At 30.6% G+C, this 17,523-nt stretch carries 16 protein-coding genes and 1 other annotated feature; all 16 genes read left to right on the top strand.

What is annotated here, in order from left to right; translation table 11 throughout:
- Positions 1 to 85: 85 nt before the first annotated feature.
- The 16 genes from CPJCM30710_RS12245 to CPJCM30710_RS12170 all read left to right on the top strand — a co-directional run bounded on the left by CPJCM30710_RS12245 (position 86) and on the right by CPJCM30710_RS12170 (position 16,680).
- Positions 86 to 1,291, top strand: a complete 1,206-nt coding sequence (locus tag CPJCM30710_RS12245; RefSeq protein WP_212904459.1) for an MFS transporter — start codon at positions 86 to 88, stop codon at positions 1,289 to 1,291.
- Between the two features lie 276 nt (positions 1,292 to 1,567).
- Positions 1,568 to 2,404 (top strand): ABC transporter permease, encoded by an 837-nt coding sequence (locus tag CPJCM30710_RS12240; RefSeq protein WP_212904458.1) that lies wholly within the window; start codon positions 1,568 to 1,570, stop codon positions 2,402 to 2,404.
- Between the two features lie 84 nt (positions 2,405 to 2,488).
- Positions 2,489 to 3,274 (top strand): ABC transporter ATP-binding protein, encoded by a 786-nt coding sequence (locus tag CPJCM30710_RS12235; protein WP_212904457.1) that lies wholly within the window; start codon positions 2,489 to 2,491, stop codon positions 3,272 to 3,274.
- A 218-nt stretch (positions 3,275 to 3,492) separates the two neighbouring features.
- Positions 3,493 to 4,686, top strand: coding sequence for a radical SAM protein (locus tag CPJCM30710_RS12230; protein ID WP_212904456.1), 1,194 nt, complete (start codon positions 3,493 to 3,495; stop codon positions 4,684 to 4,686).
- A 355-nt stretch (positions 4,687 to 5,041) separates the two neighbouring features.
- On the top strand, positions 5,042 to 6,064 hold the full coding sequence (locus CPJCM30710_RS12225) for an aliphatic sulfonate ABC transporter substrate-binding protein (RefSeq protein WP_212904455.1): 1,023 nt from the start codon (positions 5,042 to 5,044) through the stop codon (positions 6,062 to 6,064).
- A gap of 138 nt (positions 6,065 to 6,202) precedes the next feature.
- Positions 6,203 to 6,454 (top strand) — a binding site (T-box leader).
- 424 nt (positions 6,455 to 6,878) lie between these two features.
- Positions 6,879 to 7,043: a YezD family protein gene (locus CPJCM30710_RS12220; protein ID WP_212904454.1), complete on the top strand. Its 165-nt coding sequence runs from the start codon at positions 6,879 to 6,881 to the stop codon at positions 7,041 to 7,043.
- 348 nt (positions 7,044 to 7,391) lie between these two features.
- Positions 7,392 to 8,612 (top strand): radical SAM protein, encoded by a 1,221-nt coding sequence (locus CPJCM30710_RS12215; protein WP_212904453.1) that lies wholly within the window; start codon positions 7,392 to 7,394, stop codon positions 8,610 to 8,612.
- 289 nt (positions 8,613 to 8,901) lie between these two features.
- Positions 8,902 to 9,939 carry an ABC transporter substrate-binding protein gene (locus tag CPJCM30710_RS12210; protein WP_212904452.1) on the top strand — a complete coding sequence of 346 codons (1,038 nt, stop codon included), beginning with the start codon at positions 8,902 to 8,904 and terminating at the stop codon, positions 9,937 to 9,939.
- 99 nt (positions 9,940 to 10,038) lie between these two features.
- A complete protein-coding gene (locus CPJCM30710_RS12205) occupies positions 10,039 to 10,875 on the top strand; it encodes an ABC transporter ATP-binding protein (RefSeq protein ID WP_212904451.1) in 837 nt (278 codons plus the stop codon).
- Positions 10,872 to 11,657, top strand: a complete 786-nt coding sequence (locus tag CPJCM30710_RS12200) for an ABC transporter permease (protein ID WP_212904450.1) — start codon at positions 10,872 to 10,874, stop codon at positions 11,655 to 11,657. The genes CPJCM30710_RS12205 and CPJCM30710_RS12200 overlap by 4 nt, the downstream gene beginning before the upstream one ends.
- Before the next feature lie 157 nt (positions 11,658 to 11,814).
- A complete protein-coding gene (locus tag CPJCM30710_RS12195) occupies positions 11,815 to 11,988 on the top strand; it encodes a hypothetical protein (RefSeq protein ID WP_212904449.1) in 174 nt (57 codons plus the stop codon).
- A gap of 370 nt (positions 11,989 to 12,358) precedes the next feature.
- Positions 12,359 to 13,024: an amino acid ABC transporter permease gene (locus tag CPJCM30710_RS12190; RefSeq protein WP_212904448.1), complete on the top strand. Its 666-nt coding sequence runs from the start codon at positions 12,359 to 12,361 to the stop codon at positions 13,022 to 13,024.
- A gap of 11 nt (positions 13,025 to 13,035) precedes the next feature.
- A complete protein-coding gene (locus CPJCM30710_RS12185; protein WP_212904447.1) occupies positions 13,036 to 13,797 on the top strand; it encodes an amino acid ABC transporter ATP-binding protein in 762 nt (253 codons plus the stop codon).
- Positions 13,798 to 13,837: 40 nt separating this feature from the next.
- Positions 13,838 to 14,647 (top strand): amino acid ABC transporter substrate-binding protein, encoded by an 810-nt coding sequence (locus CPJCM30710_RS12180; RefSeq protein ID WP_212904446.1) that lies wholly within the window; start codon positions 13,838 to 13,840, stop codon positions 14,645 to 14,647.
- A gap of 175 nt (positions 14,648 to 14,822) precedes the next feature.
- The gene (cysK, locus tag CPJCM30710_RS12175; protein WP_212904445.1) at positions 14,823 to 15,755 is read left to right on the top strand and encodes a cysteine synthase A; all 933 of its coding nucleotides are present in this window, start codon (positions 14,823 to 14,825) and stop codon (positions 15,753 to 15,755) included.
- Between the two features lie 490 nt (positions 15,756 to 16,245).
- Positions 16,246 to 16,680: an RrF2 family transcriptional regulator gene (locus tag CPJCM30710_RS12170; protein ID WP_212904444.1), complete on the top strand. Its 435-nt coding sequence runs from the start codon at positions 16,246 to 16,248 to the stop codon at positions 16,678 to 16,680.
- Positions 16,681 to 17,523 lie beyond the last annotated feature (843 nt).

Here is a 17,523-nt window from a genome sequence, read left to right as displayed (position 1 = left end):
GGTAGTTTATAGGATAAGTCCATATTTTTTTTATAATTAGTTAAAAATACATAACTTCTTAATTAATCTATTTGGAGGATTCGTAATGTATAGAAACTTTAATAGCAATAATAAGATAATACTAGGATTTATAATGCTTAACATTCTGTCTGGGACCGCTGGGGGAATACTTCAAATGATAGTGCCACTTTATGCATTAAGTATAAATGCTAATACTGCTCAGGTTGGTTTAATAAAAGGAATTTCTGGACTTGGATTAATGTTATTAGTTTTCCCTTCTGGGTTTTTAATTGACCATTATGGTTCGAGAAAGTTATATGTAATAGGTGGAATTATTTTTTCTATAACCATTTTTCTTCTACCATTTGCTGCAGTGCCAGCACTTATAATGATTATTATGCTTTTTCAGGGATTTGGTAATTCTTTAAGGTTTACCTCTCTAAATGCAGCTTTTTTTAAAAACTTAAAATTAATAGGAAAGGATAAGGCTGGATGGTATAAGGGCTCTATGTCTATTGGTCTGACTTTTTTAGGTCCTCTTATAGGTGGATATATAGTTCAGTTTGTTAATTATAAAAGTATTTTTGTTTATATAAGTATAGTTACCCTTATACCAATTATTCTATTACTTTCACTTAATAAAAAAGATAATACTGTAAGACCTACAAATATAGTCAATATTTTTAAAGAACAGATAGTAGATTTTAAGTTGATTTTTAAAAATAAAACTATAAAGCAATCAATATTAGTAGAGAGTTTATCCACAGCAGCATTTTCATGCTTTGTAACTTTTATTGTAATTTTAGTAGTAAAGAACTATCAGCTTCAATCTTATTATGCTTCATGGTTAATAATATTAGAAGGTGGAGCTTTTATTTTTACAGTATTTATAGCAGGAAGGCTTTTATACAAGTATAAAATATACAAGTTGTATTTAGGTAGTTTTGCTTTAGTTATTTTGGGAGTGTTATTTGTAGTATTAACAAATAATATGATGTTTTTGGGAATAGGAACAGCTATTATTGGGTTTGGACTTGGAATGACAAATCTTATTACTTATTCTGGGATAGGCGAGATTAAAGGTGAAAAAGGTAAGATATCTGCCTTGTTTGCTGCTTGTACAGGTCTAGGCGCAACCCTTGGCCCTACTTTAGGAGGTTTTATTGGTGAGATTTTCGGCATACAAGCTATATTCCTAAGTTTTATTCCTTTATTTATTCTATGTGGTATATCTATTATATTAAATATACCTGCAATAAATGAGGAAAATAAAGTTCAAAACCTTAGTTAGCAAAATATGTTAAAATGTGTCCATGAAAAATAATTGACATCTATATAATAAAGTGATATATTTACTCTAAGACAAAACTTAGTAAATATATATGTTTACTAATAAAAGCAAAGCTGACTAGATAACTAGAGGCTTCTAACGAAATTATTATTTCGTTGGAGGCCTTTTTGTTTAAAAAGTGATAAGCAAAATCTAATACAAATGAAATTTAAAAAACTAATACTTGGGGGATTTTTAGTTCATGTTTGGCACTAACAATAATAAGGAGTGGTTTGAATGAATACACAAACTTATGAATTACAGAATACTACTGTTTCAAAACCCTTAGAGAGAAAAACAAAATCAAAAAAGTCTAAGGTAAAGTTACTAGATAGGATTTTAAGTTATACATTGATCCCTATTTTAATTTTGATATTATGGGAGACAGTTACGAAGCTAAACATAGCTCCTCCTGCCATACTCCCTTCCTTGGAGATTGTCCTTAAAGCCTTTGTTGTGCAGATACAAAATGGAGAGATGATACAAGATGTGGCTATAAGTTTAACTAGAGTGGTTAGAGGCTATACCTTTGCAGTAATTTTAGGATTATCATTCGGAGTGTTAATGGGTATTTCATTAAGAGCTAATAAAATCTTTTCAGGTGTTTTTAATGGAATAAGACAAATACCACCAATGGCCTGGATTCCACTAATAATACTATGGTTTGGTATAGGAGAAACTTCTAAAATTATAATAATATCTAAGGCTGCATTCTTCCCAATCCTATTAAATACAATAGATGGTATTAGGAATACTCCCAAGGGATACATTGAAGTTGCACGATTATATAATATCAACAAGTTTGATTTATTTAGAAAAATATACTTCCCTTCTGCTTTACCTTCAATATTTGTAGGTCTTAGATTGGGTCTTGGTATAGCTTGGGCTATGGTTGTAGCAGCAGAACTAATTGCTTCAAGTTCAGGTATTGGATATAGAATAAATGATGCAAGAAGTCTAATGCAGTCAGATGTTATGATTGCAGATATGATAGTAATTGGCATTATAGGTTCTATCATGGATTTTATTCTTAGAAAGGTATCAAGGTATTTTTCTAAATGGCAAGCAACATAATTTAGATTTAGTAATTAATTATTAGATTATATTATTAAGAATATTATGATGATAACAATAAGAGAAAGTGAGAGAGGTAATGATATGGCAGTAACTGAAGGTAAAAATAATCTTGTTATTGAGAATTTGAGTAAAAGTTTTACTGTTAACAATGAGGCTGTTAATGTTCTTCAGAATATAAATCTAGAAATAAAAGAAGGTGAATTTATAAGCATAGTAGGACACAGTGGCTGCGGTAAAAGCACTTTATTAAAGATTATAGCAGGATTAGTAGACTTTAATGCAGGCGTGGTTACCCTTGGTGGAAAAGAAATCAAAGAGCCTGGAACTGATAGAGGAATGGTATTTCAGGAACATAGGCTTCTACCATGGCTTACTATCAAAGATAATGTAGCCTTTGGTTTATATAATATTAGTAAATCAGAAAAAAAGAAGGTTGTTGCTGAACATATTGATCTTGTTGGATTGGAAGGTTTTGAAAAAGCGTATCCACATCAATTATCAGGAGGTATGGCACAGCGAGCAGCTATTGCAAGGTCATTAGTAAATAGGCCTAAGGTTTTACTTCTAGATGAACCATTTGGTGCTTTAGATGCTTTAACAAGAATACAAATGCAGAAAGAAATATTAAGAATATGGGAAAAAGAAAGAACTACGATGATTCTTGTTACTCATGATATAGATGAGGCAATATTTCTTGGAGATCGAGTGGTTGTAATGTCCTCAAGACCTGGAACGATTAAAAACATAGTGCCTGTAGAACTTCCTCGTCCTAGAGACAGGAACAATAGTGACTTTGGATATATAAGAAAAAAAATATTTACTGAGTTTTTTAAAGAAGAAGAAATTTTATTAGATTATGTATTATAAGAGATTAAGTTAGGAATTTTATAAAACAATTAATCTTAAGTTGACCAGAAATACTGGAGGCTGAGTTTATTCTATATATAGAATTGCTTGGCCTTCTCTTATTTACTGCAATTTCACAAAGTAAAATTTGCTCAAATTGTTTAAGGATTGAAATAGTGTAGCTTTAATAAACTCTATGCCTATTAAATTTTATTTTAGATTAAAGGGAGGAACTAAGAATGAGTGATATTAAAAAACAACTTTATAAAGAACTTGAACTAAAAAATAAAATTAGTATTTTGGGGGTAAATGCTAATCCGGCAATTTTTAAGCACCTTGATCTAGGTGGAAAATATCAAGAACAAATCCATTCTTTATTTGAACATGATCATGAAACCCATGCAGGAATAGATTTTCCTTGCGGGTATACTTCACCAAATGGTTTAAGATACAGTTTCAACTGGGACAGAAGATCTGATTACTCCATTGAATATAAAAATGGACAGTATTATTTAACTCATAAAGGACATGAATTGTTTCCAATTGAGTTTGATCAACGACCAAAATATTATTCACTAAAAACCTCTGATGGTACAGAAATGTCACGTGTTGCCACGTACAGCCCAGATGGTGCTATTTCTATAGCATATAGTAATGAATGCGCTTTAAAGGATAAAGGGCTAGATTGCTTATTTTGCAATGCTAATTCTACAAAAGATACATATGGAGAAAAACAAAATATACATTGGAAATATCCAAAACAAATTGGTGAAACTGTAGCAGCTGCCTATAAAGAGGGTGCGAAGCATGTGACAATAACTGGTGGCTTCATACCGGAAAGACGGGAAGTAGACTACTATATAGATGTTGCAGAGGCAATTAAAGAACATACTGGTTTGGAGGATTTTAATGGAACTGCTGTAATTGGTGCTCCTCTTGACCTTGGTGTGATTGATAAATACAAGGAAGCTGGATATAGAACTATAGCTATGAACATAGAAGTGTGGGATAAAAATTTCTTTAAAACTATTTGTCCTGGTAAAGCAGAACAATGCGGTGGTTGGGATCATTGGGTAAAGGCATTAGAATATGCAGTAAAAGTATTTGGCTATGGTCGAGTGAGATGTGGTTTTGTTGCGGGTATTGAGCCTAAAAAGTCAACACTTGAAGGGGTAGAATATCTTGCATCAAAGGGTATAATTAGTCTAACAGGAGCTTGGAATCCTAATCCAGGATCCATACTAGAAGGCCATCGTACTCCAGAGCCAGAATGGCATCTTGATATGGCTAAGAAATCCTTTGCTATTTTTAGAAAGGCTGGTTTTACTTTTGATCAGTATTTTGATATAGCACCATTTCCTCATTTTTTAATTCATGATCTTTATAGGATTGAAGATGGTTTATTGCCAATTCTCAAGGAGAAAACTGCATAGATTAAATTAAAATAGGAGTTTGCAACTGTAAAAGTATAGATACACAACTTCATAACTAAACTTATAATTGATGCTATACAAGTTCATATTAACCTAAGAATTTTAGGAAAAGTATTGGATACCGAGACTATTTCCTAAAATTCGTTAAGGATTGAACTTGTATATCCTAGAAAAAGCATTGTATGTCGAGGCTATTTGCTCAAATTTAATAGGCTCGATGCCTATTAAATTTTATTTAACATAAATTGTTTAAAGATTGGAGTTGTTTATCTTTAACAATGGATTTTAATAATTAATGTTTATATTATTATTTTCAAAATTTAGTGCTAATTTAGAATGGAAGAGGGGGATTGTTATGAAAAAAGTCACATATCTATTAGGGGTTATTCTTAGTACAGTTTTATTTACAACTGGTTGTGGAGCTACAAAAACTAATAATGGAGTAGCAATTAACACAGATAAAAAGCCTGCAACAAAAAGTGTAAAAATTGGTTATGTAGATGGTGGAAAAAGCTTTCCTAGTGATCTTTTTGGTATAGCTGCAGAAAAAGGATACATAGATGAGGAATTGAAGAAAATTGGGGGAAAACTTGAGCTTGTTCCATTTGTAGGAGCTGGTCCAGCTATTAATGAAGCTCTTGCTAGCAAAAGTATCGATTTAGGCTCCTTAGGAGATGTGCCTGCAATTGTTGCAAAGAGTTCTGGTATTGATACTACTTTAGTAGCAGGAGGAAATCTTGCTAATGATGCAGCATTTATTGTACCAGTAGATTCAAGTATTAAGTCAGTGAAAGAATTAAAAGGCAAAAGGGTTGGTACAATGAAGGGTTCATATATGCATAGAACTCTTGTGGAAGGGCTAAAGGCAAACGGCTTAAATATAAATGATATACAATTTTTTAATATGACTGCTCCAGAAGCTGAATCAGCAATTATTGCAAAGAAAGTTGATGCAATTGTTGCTCCTAATACAACTGAGGCAAGGATTGTTTTAGCTAAGAATGGAAAGATAATATTAGGATGCGATAAAAATCCAGAATGGAAAGGATCAAGTGCTACAGTAGCAAGGACAGAATTTGCAAAAGAAAATCCTGAAATAATAGTTGCAATTATAAAAGGTCTTAACAAAAGTAAGAAATTTGTAGATGAAAATTCTGAAGAAGCAAAAAAAATATGGACAAAAAATGGAACTTCAAAGGAAGCATACGACTTTTTATATCCTAAAAATGAATTTGTATATACAGTAGAACCTTCATCTAAACTAGGTAAGCAATTAACAGATGTAACTAAATTCCTTAAGGAAAACAACTTAATAAAAAATGATGTAAATGTTGATAAATGGATAGATAAGAGTTATTATGAACAATCATTAAAATAATAACATATGTTTTGTTGACCTCTTAGTATAATTATGGAAAATGTAATTATATATTACAATAAAGTATTGACATGTAAGTAAGTATTGTTTATAATTATATTAAACATATATGAATAGTGTGTTTAATTAATATTGTTATTAAATGCAATGAGGGGAAGAAGTATATTAAGGAAAGTTTTCAGAGAGAAGTTCTCATGGCTGAAAAGAACTTTAAATGGAACTTAATAGAAGTGCATCCCTAAGCACTGGATCGAATTTGTAGTAGACTCCAGCAGGTACGCCTGTTATAGCGTCGAAGTATTATTGTACTTTTTAGGCTAGATGTCATACATTTTTATAAATGTTATGATAAGCAGAGTGGAACCGCGGAATATAAATTCTGCCTCTGTATTTTGAGAGGCAGAATTTTTTTTATTTACTGGCATTTCATAAAGTGAAATCTAGCTCAAATTTAATAGGCTCGATACCTATTAAATTTTATTCCAAGAACATAACTTTTGATTTACATGTGTGCAGTTGATTCATAAACTTTATCAGTTAGATTAACTAATCTAAAGTGTAAAAGAGTTAGTTTTTTTCACATCTTTCAAGTGTTATAAATGGGTAAATATGAGAAATATTTCTGACTTACAAATTCACAAATTACATAAAAAATGAGGACTTACATATTAGACTATAAAAAATAATAATAAAGGAGGGGTTATCAATGAAAAAGAGTTATCTTTTTGCTTATTCAATGTATCGTTGCACGAGTTCATTCTTACAAAAGGTATCTATTATAATATGACTTTTGTAGTTATATGGAGGTATGTGTATGGGGGAGAAAAATATTTTATATAATAACAGTACTATTTCTGAAGAAAACTTAAAGAAACTCTTAGAAGTGCTTAAATTTGTTAAATATGGATCTGTTACTCTGGTAGTACAAGATGGAGTAGTTGTTCAAATAGAGAGAAATGAAAAATTAAGGTTAAGGTAGAAAATAATTTTTTAATGATCCCAAAACTGTTATTGCATACTAGCAATTATAAAAAAATAATATACCGCAATAGTAAAATTCAAATAACTTTATATGTTTTTGGTTGACCAGATATACTGGAGACTATGATTTCTGTTTTAGTGATAGGAACGTAGTCTCCTTTATTTTTATAATCAATTTTAGTGGAGGCGATTTAATAAAAAAGAAAGATTAACATATCACTATATGTTGTCAAAGAAAGAATAAAAGTAATTAGATATCGAACCTATTCATTTTTAGCCAGATTTCACTTTGTGAAATGGCAGCAAATAAGAACACAATAATCTATTAAATAAGGAGAATTTAAAAATGAGTAATATTAAAAAGCAGCTTTATAAGGAATTAGAGATTAAAAATGAAGTGACTGTTGAGGGAATTGATATTAATCCTAAGATTTTTGCTAATCTTGATTTAGGTGGTAAGTATCAGGAACAAATACATACTCTATTTGAGTATGATCGTCATCCACATGCTGGAATAGACTTTCCTGTAGGATTTACTTCACCTAATGGCTTAAAAATACCTTTTAGATGGGATAAAAGTTCAAAATATTCAGTAAATTATGATGGTAACAAATATTATCTCACTCATAAAGGTCATGAAGTATTTCCTATTGAATTTTTAACCCGTCCTAGATATTATGATTTAAAAACATCTGATGGTATGGAGATGTCACATGTAGCAACATATAACAGAGAAGGTACAATTTTTGTAGCATATAGCAATGAATGCTCTTTAAAGGATAAAGGGTTAGATTGTTTGTATTGCAATATTAATGCTACAAAAGATACCTATGGTGAAAAGCAGGGTATATTTTGGAAGTACCCGAAACAAATTGGTGAAACTGCTGCTGCTGCGTATAAAAATGGTGCTCGCCATATAACCATTAGTGGTGGTTTTATCCCAGAAAGAAGGGAAGTAGACTATTATATTGATGTGGCAGAAGCTATTAAAGAGCATACAGGCTTAGATGATTTTAATGGAACAGGTGTTATAGGTGCTCCTGCGGATTTAGAAGTTATTGATAAATACAAAGAAGCAGGGTATAGAACTATTGCAATGAATATTGAAGTTTGGGATAGAAACATTTTTAAAACTATTTGCCCTGGTAAGGAACAGCAGTGCGGTGGTTGGGAGCATTGGGTTAATGCTTTAGAGTATGCAGTGAAGGTATTTGGGCACGGACGAGTAAGATCAAATATAGTTGCAGGTATTGAGCCTAAAAAATCTACATTAGAAGGAATAGAGTATCTCGCATCTAAAGGAGTAATATGCTCTGCAGGAGCATGGTGTCCTAATCCAGGATCTGCTTTAGAAGGTCATCGTAGCCCAGAACCACAGTGGCATTTGGATTTGTCAAATAAGATATACTCCATATATAAGAAGGCAGGATTTACTTATGATCAATTATATGATTGTTCAGCAGCTCCAACTTCTTTATGCCACGATCTATATAAAATAAATGATGAATTATTGCCTGTATTTAAACAGGTAAATAATAAAAGTCTAAGTGAACGTATAGTGGTATAACTTATATATATATATGTAGTGTAATTTAAGGGTATTTAATAATAGATAATGTAAATATTAATGAATTTCAGAAAATAGCATAGTATTTTAATGCTTTTTCTGAAATTCTAAGTTCAATTATGAACTTGTTTATTTTATAGGAGTTCAACAAAATTCATTAATAGATTCTGCTAACTAGATGGATAAGTATAACTTAACCATGTAGTAGTAGGAGGTACATTTGGTAGTAGGACGTAATGGCTAAAATCTATAGTTTAAAATTATTTAAGATACAAAGGGGATGGAGAATATGAAAAATAAAAGGTTATTAATGACCTTAGTTACTATGAGTTTAACGGTTTTACTTACTGGTTGTGGTGTAAAAAAAGAAAATAAAGCTAATATAGACACAAAAACATCAACCAACAAAGAACAAACTCTCATTCCTGTTAGGTTTGGAGCAGATTCTGGTACATTTTCTATTCAGTTTCAAGTTGCAAAAGAAAAAGGTTATTTTGAAAAGTATGGTATTAAACCAGAAATATCTGTTTACTCTTATGGTATTGATACTTTAAATGCAGCACTTACGGACCAAGTTGATGTAGGAGAAGCTATGGATTTTGCAGCACTTTCTAGATTCAGCAGTGGAGATTTAAAAATTTTAAGTTTTATTCAAACAGGTAAAGCAGAAAAAAGTAAATTATTGGCTCGTGATGGAATAAGTTCTGTTGAAGAGCTAAAAGGCAAAAAGATTGGAGTTCAAAAGGCAACAGTAAATGAGTATGTAGTAGCAAAATATTTAGACAAATTTAATATTAAGCCAAATGAGATAAGTAAAGAAGGTTTAAGTTCTAATGCTGAACTTATAGCTGCCTTTGAAAGAGGAGATATTAAAGCAGCATTTTTCAGTGGTACTTTTCTTGATAAAGCTTTAAAAGTTCAGGGAGCTAGAGTAATAGGTTCTCAGGCAGATATACCTTTTGCTCCAAGAGGTTTTTTAGTGGCTAAGGATAAATTATTAAAGGAAAAACCAGAAGCAGCTAAAAGAATATTACTAGCTCTTAATGAAGCATCTAAATGGATAAATGAAAATCCTGAAGCAGCTGGCGAAATCGCATTTAAGACATTAAAATTGCCTAAAGACGGTGTTGCCAGAGACTTAAAAGATATTACTAATGAGATTCGTTTAACAAATGAAGATGTTGAACAATTAAGAGATGTTTATGATTATGCAGTTAAGAATAACCTGATTAAAGGTGGTTTTAATTTAAAAGAAAAAATAGTGATTGAACCATTAAAGCAAGCTCTTCCAGAAAAGCTTGGGTATAATCCTGATAATCTGAAATAAATTAGGAACCTAAATTAGTTGTTTTAAATTTATATTATTAAATTGGAGGTAAAACTTCTTAAAAAATGAATTTTAAAATAATTGGGAGGTAGAGTTTAAATGTCAAAAATTAGTTCGATAATCCCAAATTCAATTATAATTGAAAATCTAAGTAAAAGTTATAATCAATCAATTAAGAGTAAGTCAAATTATATAATCGAAAATATTAATCTTAATTTAAAAGGCGGCGAATTTTTTATTCTTTTAGGGCCAAGTGGTTGTGGCAAATCAACACTACTAAATATAATTGCAGGTTTTATTCAAAAAACAAGTGGTAAATTATTAATAAATAATAAAGATGTTAATAAACCAGGTAGAGAAAGAGCAATGGTTTTTCAACATCCTGATGATTCACTTTTTCCATGGCTTAACGTGAAGGAGAATGTAGAGTTCGGTTTGAGGATGAATAAAGTAAATAAAGAGGAAAGAAGTGCTATTTCAAATAAGTATATAAACTTAGTAGGTTTAGCTGGACATGAAAAAAAATTTCCCTATGAGCTTTCAGGAGGAATGAAACAGAGGGTTCAATTAGCAAGAGTACTAGCAAATAATCCGGAAATTTTATTAATGGATGAACCTTTTGGAGCTTTGGATGCTCAGACAAGGCGAATTATGCAAAGAGAGCTTATAAGAATTTGGTCCGAAACTAAGAAAAACATTATTTTTGTTACTCATGATATTCAAGAAGCACTTATATTAGGACAGCGAATAGGGATTATGTCTAAATCCCCATCTGCCAGCATTGAAAAAATATATAATGTTAACTTTCCTTATCCAAGGAATATAACTAGTAGTGAATTCAACGAGCAGTACGAAAATCTTTTAGCTGATTTGGAAGAAGAGACTCATCTAGGTTTAAAAGAAAAAGTTATTAGAATTGGAGGGGGGCATATATGAATTTTATTAGAAAGTTACTAAAGCTAGGGATAATATCCTGGTTATTTATAATTATAATATGGCAGCTTGCAGCATCTTTTTCAAATCCAGATTTTTTACCTGGCCCTATAGTTATTTTATTAGGAGCAAAAGAATTAATTGAAGACGGAAGTTTATTTAAATTTATTATTATTAGTTTTGGAAGGGTGCTTGTTGGTTGGGCTTTTGGAAGTATTATTGGTATACCTATCGGTTTATTGATTGGAAGGATAAAGGCAGTAAAGGAATTTATAGAACCATTTTTGAATTTTTTTAGATTCATACCCGCAATTGCGTTCTTAACTTTATTTGTACTATGGTTTGGTATTGGTGAAGAAGCAAAGATAATTTTAATTATGTATTCAACTATATTTATTGTTATGTTAAATACAGCAACTGGCGTTGCCCATGTTGAACAAGAGAAGATTAGAGCTGCTAGATGCTTAGGAGCAACAGAAGTTCAAATATTATTTAGTGTCATAATTCCGGCGGCAGTTCCTTATATTTTTACAGGTGTAAGGCTTGCTATGGGTAATTCTTTTATGGCTATTGTAAGTGCAGAGATGCTTGCAGCAAAAGAAGGAATTGGTTATTTGATTTGGACTTCAAGGTTATATTTTAGAACTGACTGGATATTTTTAGGTCTAATTTCATTAGGGTTAATGGGCTTTCTTACAGATAAACTTTTAAGAGTAATAGGAAGTTCCACTATGAGAAGATATGAAATTAAAAATGTTAACCAATCTAGCGAACTATCTAGATGATAAAATATACAAAAGGGGTATCTATAGAAAAAATACCTCTTTTAAAATATATTGAATAAGCATTTTGAATTATTATTTTCTGCTATTTTATAAAGTGAAATCTAGCTTAAATTTAATAGGCTCAAGGCCTAACTTAAAGGGCAGAAATTTCCTTTTATTGTTTGCAAGCTCATTAGAAAAGCACATTGCAGGGGAAGAGTTTGGAGCAATTCAATTAAGAGTTGGTTTCCCAGTATACGATCGTTTAATTATGGATCGTAACTATTCTGGATATCGTGGAGGATTAAATCTCATGGAGGACTTTGTAAGCAAATTTGCTGGTTCACTGTAATTACCTAAAAGTAGTTTTAAGAGATATAGTTGTTTTGGTTGAAAAAGGATAAATTTTTATCTATATAACTTCACAAAATGAAATCTGGCTAAAACTTCTGTATGCCGTTTACAGGACAAATATCCTAGAAGGCATGTCTCACTTAGAGGCATGTTTTTTTATCTTATAAAATAAATGAACACAAATGGAATTAGTAGAGAAATTCAAAAGATTTCTTAAATAGTATTAAAAAGTTTTCTCGATAAAATTTATTAGTTTTATGTTGTGTTTTATAGTGAGAAATTATTGACACTTATACCAAAACGATGTATATTTATATTATCAGATGAAACATATATGATTACTATGTTTAATTTCGGGGGGCAAAATAATGAATTTTGACGTAAAATATTTTATCAGTGCTTTTCCAGATTTATTAAAATATATTAATTACACAATTGCAATGGCAGTAACTTCGACTTTAATAGGTTTTGTGTTGGCGTCAGTTTTAGCTTTAATAAGGATATTTAACATAAAAGGATTATCACAAATAGTTAATATCTTTATTTCTTTTTTTAGAAGTACGCCACTTCTAGTTCAATTATTTATTTTCTACTATGGATTACCTCAAATTATAAAACCACTAAAGGATATTTCACCATTAACAGCAATGATAGTAGGGTTGAGTCTTTGTGGATCTGCGTATATGGCAGAAGTTATAAGAGGAGCTATAACTTCTATAGATAAAGGACAGCTTGAAGCTTCATTATCTGTTGGAATGACCTATATTCAAGCTTTTAGGAGAATAATTTATCCTCAGGCTATTAGGGTAGCTATTCCAGGGATAGGAAATATATTTGTTGACTTACTGAAAAGCTCATCATTAGCCTTTGTGTTAGGTTTAACAGAGATTCTAGCAAGAGCTCAAATGAGTGCTGCTTCAAGTTTTAAAGTTATGGAAAGTTATCTTTCTCTAGCAATTATATATTGGATAATAGTTGAGATATTTAATTTTCTTCAAAGAATTATTGAGAAGAAATTATCAAAGGCTTATTAGGTGGTGGTTATATGATAAAAGTTGAAAATCTTCACAAGAGTTATAATAATCAAGCAGTTCTAAAGGGCATAGATTTAGAGATTAATAATGGAGAAATAGTTGTAGTAATAGGACCTTCCGGTACGGGAAAATCAACATTTTTAAGGTGTTTAAATTACTTAGAAAGCGCTGATAAGGGGATTATTACGATAGGTGATATAACTATTGATTCAGAGAGCGCTACAAAAAAACAAATTCATGAACTTAGAAAAAATACTTCGATGGTATTTCAAAACTATAATTTGTTTAAGAATAAAACCGTTTTAGAAAATGTTATGGAGGCTTTGTTAGTAGTAAAAAGAATCCCAAAGAATGAAGCAAAAAGAATTAGTGAGAAACTACTAGTACAAGTAGGATTAATAGATAAAGTTAACAACTATCCATCACAGCTTTCTGGAGGGCAACAGCAGCGAGTTGGGATTGCAAGAGCTATGGCCCTAAAACCAGAAGTCATTTTGTTTGATGAACCAACCTCAGCTCTAGACCCTGAGTGGGTGGGGGAAGTTTTAGATGTTATTAAAAATCTAGCAAGTAAGAATTTAACGATGATTATTGTTACTCATGAAATGAGTTTTGCAAAAGAGATTGCTAATAAAGTAGTTTTTATGGACGGTGGTAAAGTAGTTGAGTGTGGAACACCTGAAGAGATATTTGAAAAATCAACTAATGAAAGGGTTAACCAATTTTTGAGTAAGTTTAATAATAGAAGTTTGTTTTCAAAAGCAGTAATATAAGTTGTTTAGGAATATATCAAGTTTTATAGGGGGAAGCTAAATGAAAAAGAGAGTAGTTATTCTATCATTATTATCTTTATTTACAGTAGGAGTGTTTTCAGGTTGCGCGAAAGAAGCAGCACCACAATCCAAGAATAATCAAGTTGAAATTAAGGTAGGAACTTCTACAGATTACAGACCTTTTGCTTATATTGATCAAGGGGAAAGTGAAGAAAAAGTTAAAGGATTAGAGATTGATATATGGAATGAGATTGCAAAAAGAAACAACTGGAAGGTCAAGTATGTAATTGCTAATTGGAACGGGTTAATTGGTATGCTTGATTCAGGAAAAATAGATACAGTTGCACATCAAGTAACTATTACGGATGAAAGAAAGAAAAAGTATTTCTTCTCAGATCCTTATGTTTATTCTGGAGTACAGTTGGCTGTAAAAAAGGGTAACAACTCAATTAAAAGTTTGAAGGATTTAAATGGTAAGTCAGTAGCTGTAGAGTCAGGTATGAATTTTTATAAAAGTATCGAAAAATTCAATAAAGACGGTGGTTCAATAAATATTAAGCAATACAGTGACTATAATGCAATATTTTCAGAAGTTAACCTTGGAAGAGCTGATGCTTTAGTTGAAGATAAACTTGCAATAATAGATACCATTAAGAGATCAAATTATGATCTCCAATTAGCTGGAACTCCGATAGAAACAATGGAAAATGCATTTCCTTTCTTACAAAATGATGAAAATAAAAGCAAGGTAGAAAAAGTAAATAAAACACTAAAGGATATGAGAGATGATGGAACATTAAAGAAGATATCAGAAAAATGGTTTGGTTCTGATATATCAGTAAAGAATTAATTTTATAAGAATTACGATTTTTTCATAATAAATTCGCAATAAATTATATATGTAACCTATTAAACATATAGGTTGTTAATAGGATGTTAAAAATGTATTGACGTTAGAAATAAATTATGTAAGAATTTAATCATGGGAATCATATTGGAATAATAAATTAAAGGTGGGGAGAAATATGGCAAAGATAGCAAAGAGTTTAGTTGATTTAATTGGTAATACTCCTCTGCTTGAACTCTCAAATTACAATGAGGTTAATGGATTAACAGCTAAGTTAATTGGAAAATTGGAATATTTTAATCCAGCAGGAAGTGTTAAAGACAGAATAGGTTACGCTATGATTAAAGATGCTGAAGAAAAAGGATTAATTAACAAAGATACAGTTATAATAGAACCAACTAGTGGGAATACAGGTATTGCTTTAGCTTTTGTAGCAGCAGCAAAAGGATATAAACTTATATTAACAATGCCTGATACTATGAGTATAGAAAGAAGAAATCTACTAAAAGCTCTTAATGCACAACTTGTTCTAACTCCAGGTTCTGAAGGTATGAAGGGGGCTATAAAAAAGGCACAAGAATTAGCAGCACAAAATCCCAATTCTATAATCCCTCAACAATTTGAAAATTCCGCCAATCCAGAAATTCATAGAAAAACTACAGCAGAAGAAATTTGGAGAGATACTGATGGAAAGGTAGATATTTTTGTTGCAGGTGTAGGCACTGGTGGTACAGTTACAGGTGTTGGTGAAGCATTAAAGAAAAAGAATCCTAATATAAAAATTGTTGCTATAGAGCCAAGTGACTCACCAGTAATTTCAGGTGGAAAGCCAGGTCCTCACAAAATCCAGGGGATAGGAGCAGGTTTTATACCTAATGTACTAAATACATCTATAATTGATGAGATTTTTAAAGTTAGAAATGAAGATGCCTTTGAAGTTTCAAGAAAGTTATCTAAGACAGAAGGATTATTAGTTGGTATATCTTCAGGAGCAGCAGTTTTTGCAGCTACTCAGCTTGCAAAAAGACCTGAAAATAAAGGAAAGAATATAGTAGTTCTTCTTCCTGACACAGGGGAAAGATATTTATCAACAGCTTTATTTCAAGATTAATAATGTTTATCTATAATCTCTGCAGAAATTTTTAAATATAAGCAAAATGGTAAATTTTATGTGATCAAGTTATTAAAAGCTGAGTTTCTTGTAAAAGAAACTCAGCTTTTAAATTTTATAAAATCATTTAGTGTGATATATGAGAAAACTTTTATAGTAAATTAAGTGCTATGATGCAAAAAAAGTATATATGCATCTCCATTTTTATTAAAAAGTATTATTAAGTTCAAATATCAGATATCAATATGGGAAGTAAATTTAATCTGTTGTTAGAAGGTTATATTAATAGAAATAATATAGAAAGATTAACAACAGTAATATATTGACACAAATGAAACATTATGAGAAAATACAATCATATAAAACATATTGGAATAGTATACATTAGAATAAAAAAGTTAATATACTTTTTTGTTTTAATTATTGATTCTATATGTGCCCATAAATATAAAAATGTTAAAGATATGAAATGAATAGGAAAGGTGATTGTATGAAAGTTTCAACTAAAGGTAGATATGGATTAAAATCACTTGTTGATCTTGCAATGTATCATAATTCTGAAGTAGTTACATTGAGAAGTATTTCTGAAAGGCAAAATATTTCAGAGGGATATTTAGAACAAATTTTTTCAAGATTAAGAAAAAGCGGTTTAGTAATAGGTAAGAAAGGAGCTCAAGGAGGCTACTCATTATCTAAGCCTATAAATAGAACAACTATCGGAGAAATACTAAGGGCATTAGAGGGTGATTTAGTTTTAGTAGATGTTAATAGTACAAACAATATAGATAATTTGGAGAAATGTATAAATGAAAACTTATGGAATGTAATAAATAAAAATATCAATGAGTATTTTGACTCTGTTACTTTAGAAGATTTAGTTAACCAATATAAGAATGGAGTAGACAACTTTGTATATTTTATTTAGGTTTGGTTAAAGAAAATATTAATACTTAATATAACAAGGTTCTATTGGATACTAGAATACAAAGAATTATTAGCAAATAAATTAGATACTTTAAGAGTAACTAATAAAAGTCAAAATGGATTACTTAAATATGAATAAGTATAGAAAATAGATCAAATACTGTTATGGGGGCAGATTTAGAATACAAAGTTTCAACAGTAGCTTATCAGTTTAGTATACTAAATGTACTGTCTTAGAATGGGTACGGGTATACCCCTTAGAGGAACTACGGTTATAAGAGATGAATCACTGACTAACACCTAAGACTTTTACTGATTTATCTGTGGGAATATCAATGTTAATTAGTAGTTACTGTTATTATAACAACATAAACTAAGTCTAGTGTATCTATATAGTTAACTTTAAGTATTTAAAAGGATAATGGAGTATATTCCATGTAATATTACATGGATAGGGATGTTGTAATAGTATAATGGTTTTAAAGGTGGTAAGATTACATTCGCTGCTTCGATGAGTAGCAAAGAAGAAACAAAAGTTGTTTATCAATAAAAATGTTGACAACAACTTTAAATGTGATAAGATATCACTTGTCGACTTAGTGCGACAAACTAAAAAGTAGTTTCTCTACAGATGTCAATTGAACTTTAAAAATTATAAAAAAAGTTGTTGACAGAGAAACGAAAAGCTGATAAGATAATCAAGCGGTCAGTTGATGACACGCAAAAACAACTTGGTCTTTGAAAATTAAACAGAGGAAATTAAGTACAGCAATTCTTTTGAGAGCAAGAGATTAAACTTTTAAATTGAGAGTTTGATCCTGGCTCAGGACGAACGCTGGCGGCG

This window comes from Clostridium polyendosporum (assembly GCF_018332455.1).
In the GTDB taxonomy this organism is placed as follows: Bacteria; Bacillota; Clostridia; order Clostridiales; family Clostridiaceae; genus Clostridium_AY; species Clostridium_AY polyendosporum.
The sequence above is the reverse complement of the archived record's forward strand: the minus strand, read 5'-3'. Positions and strand labels throughout refer to the sequence as shown.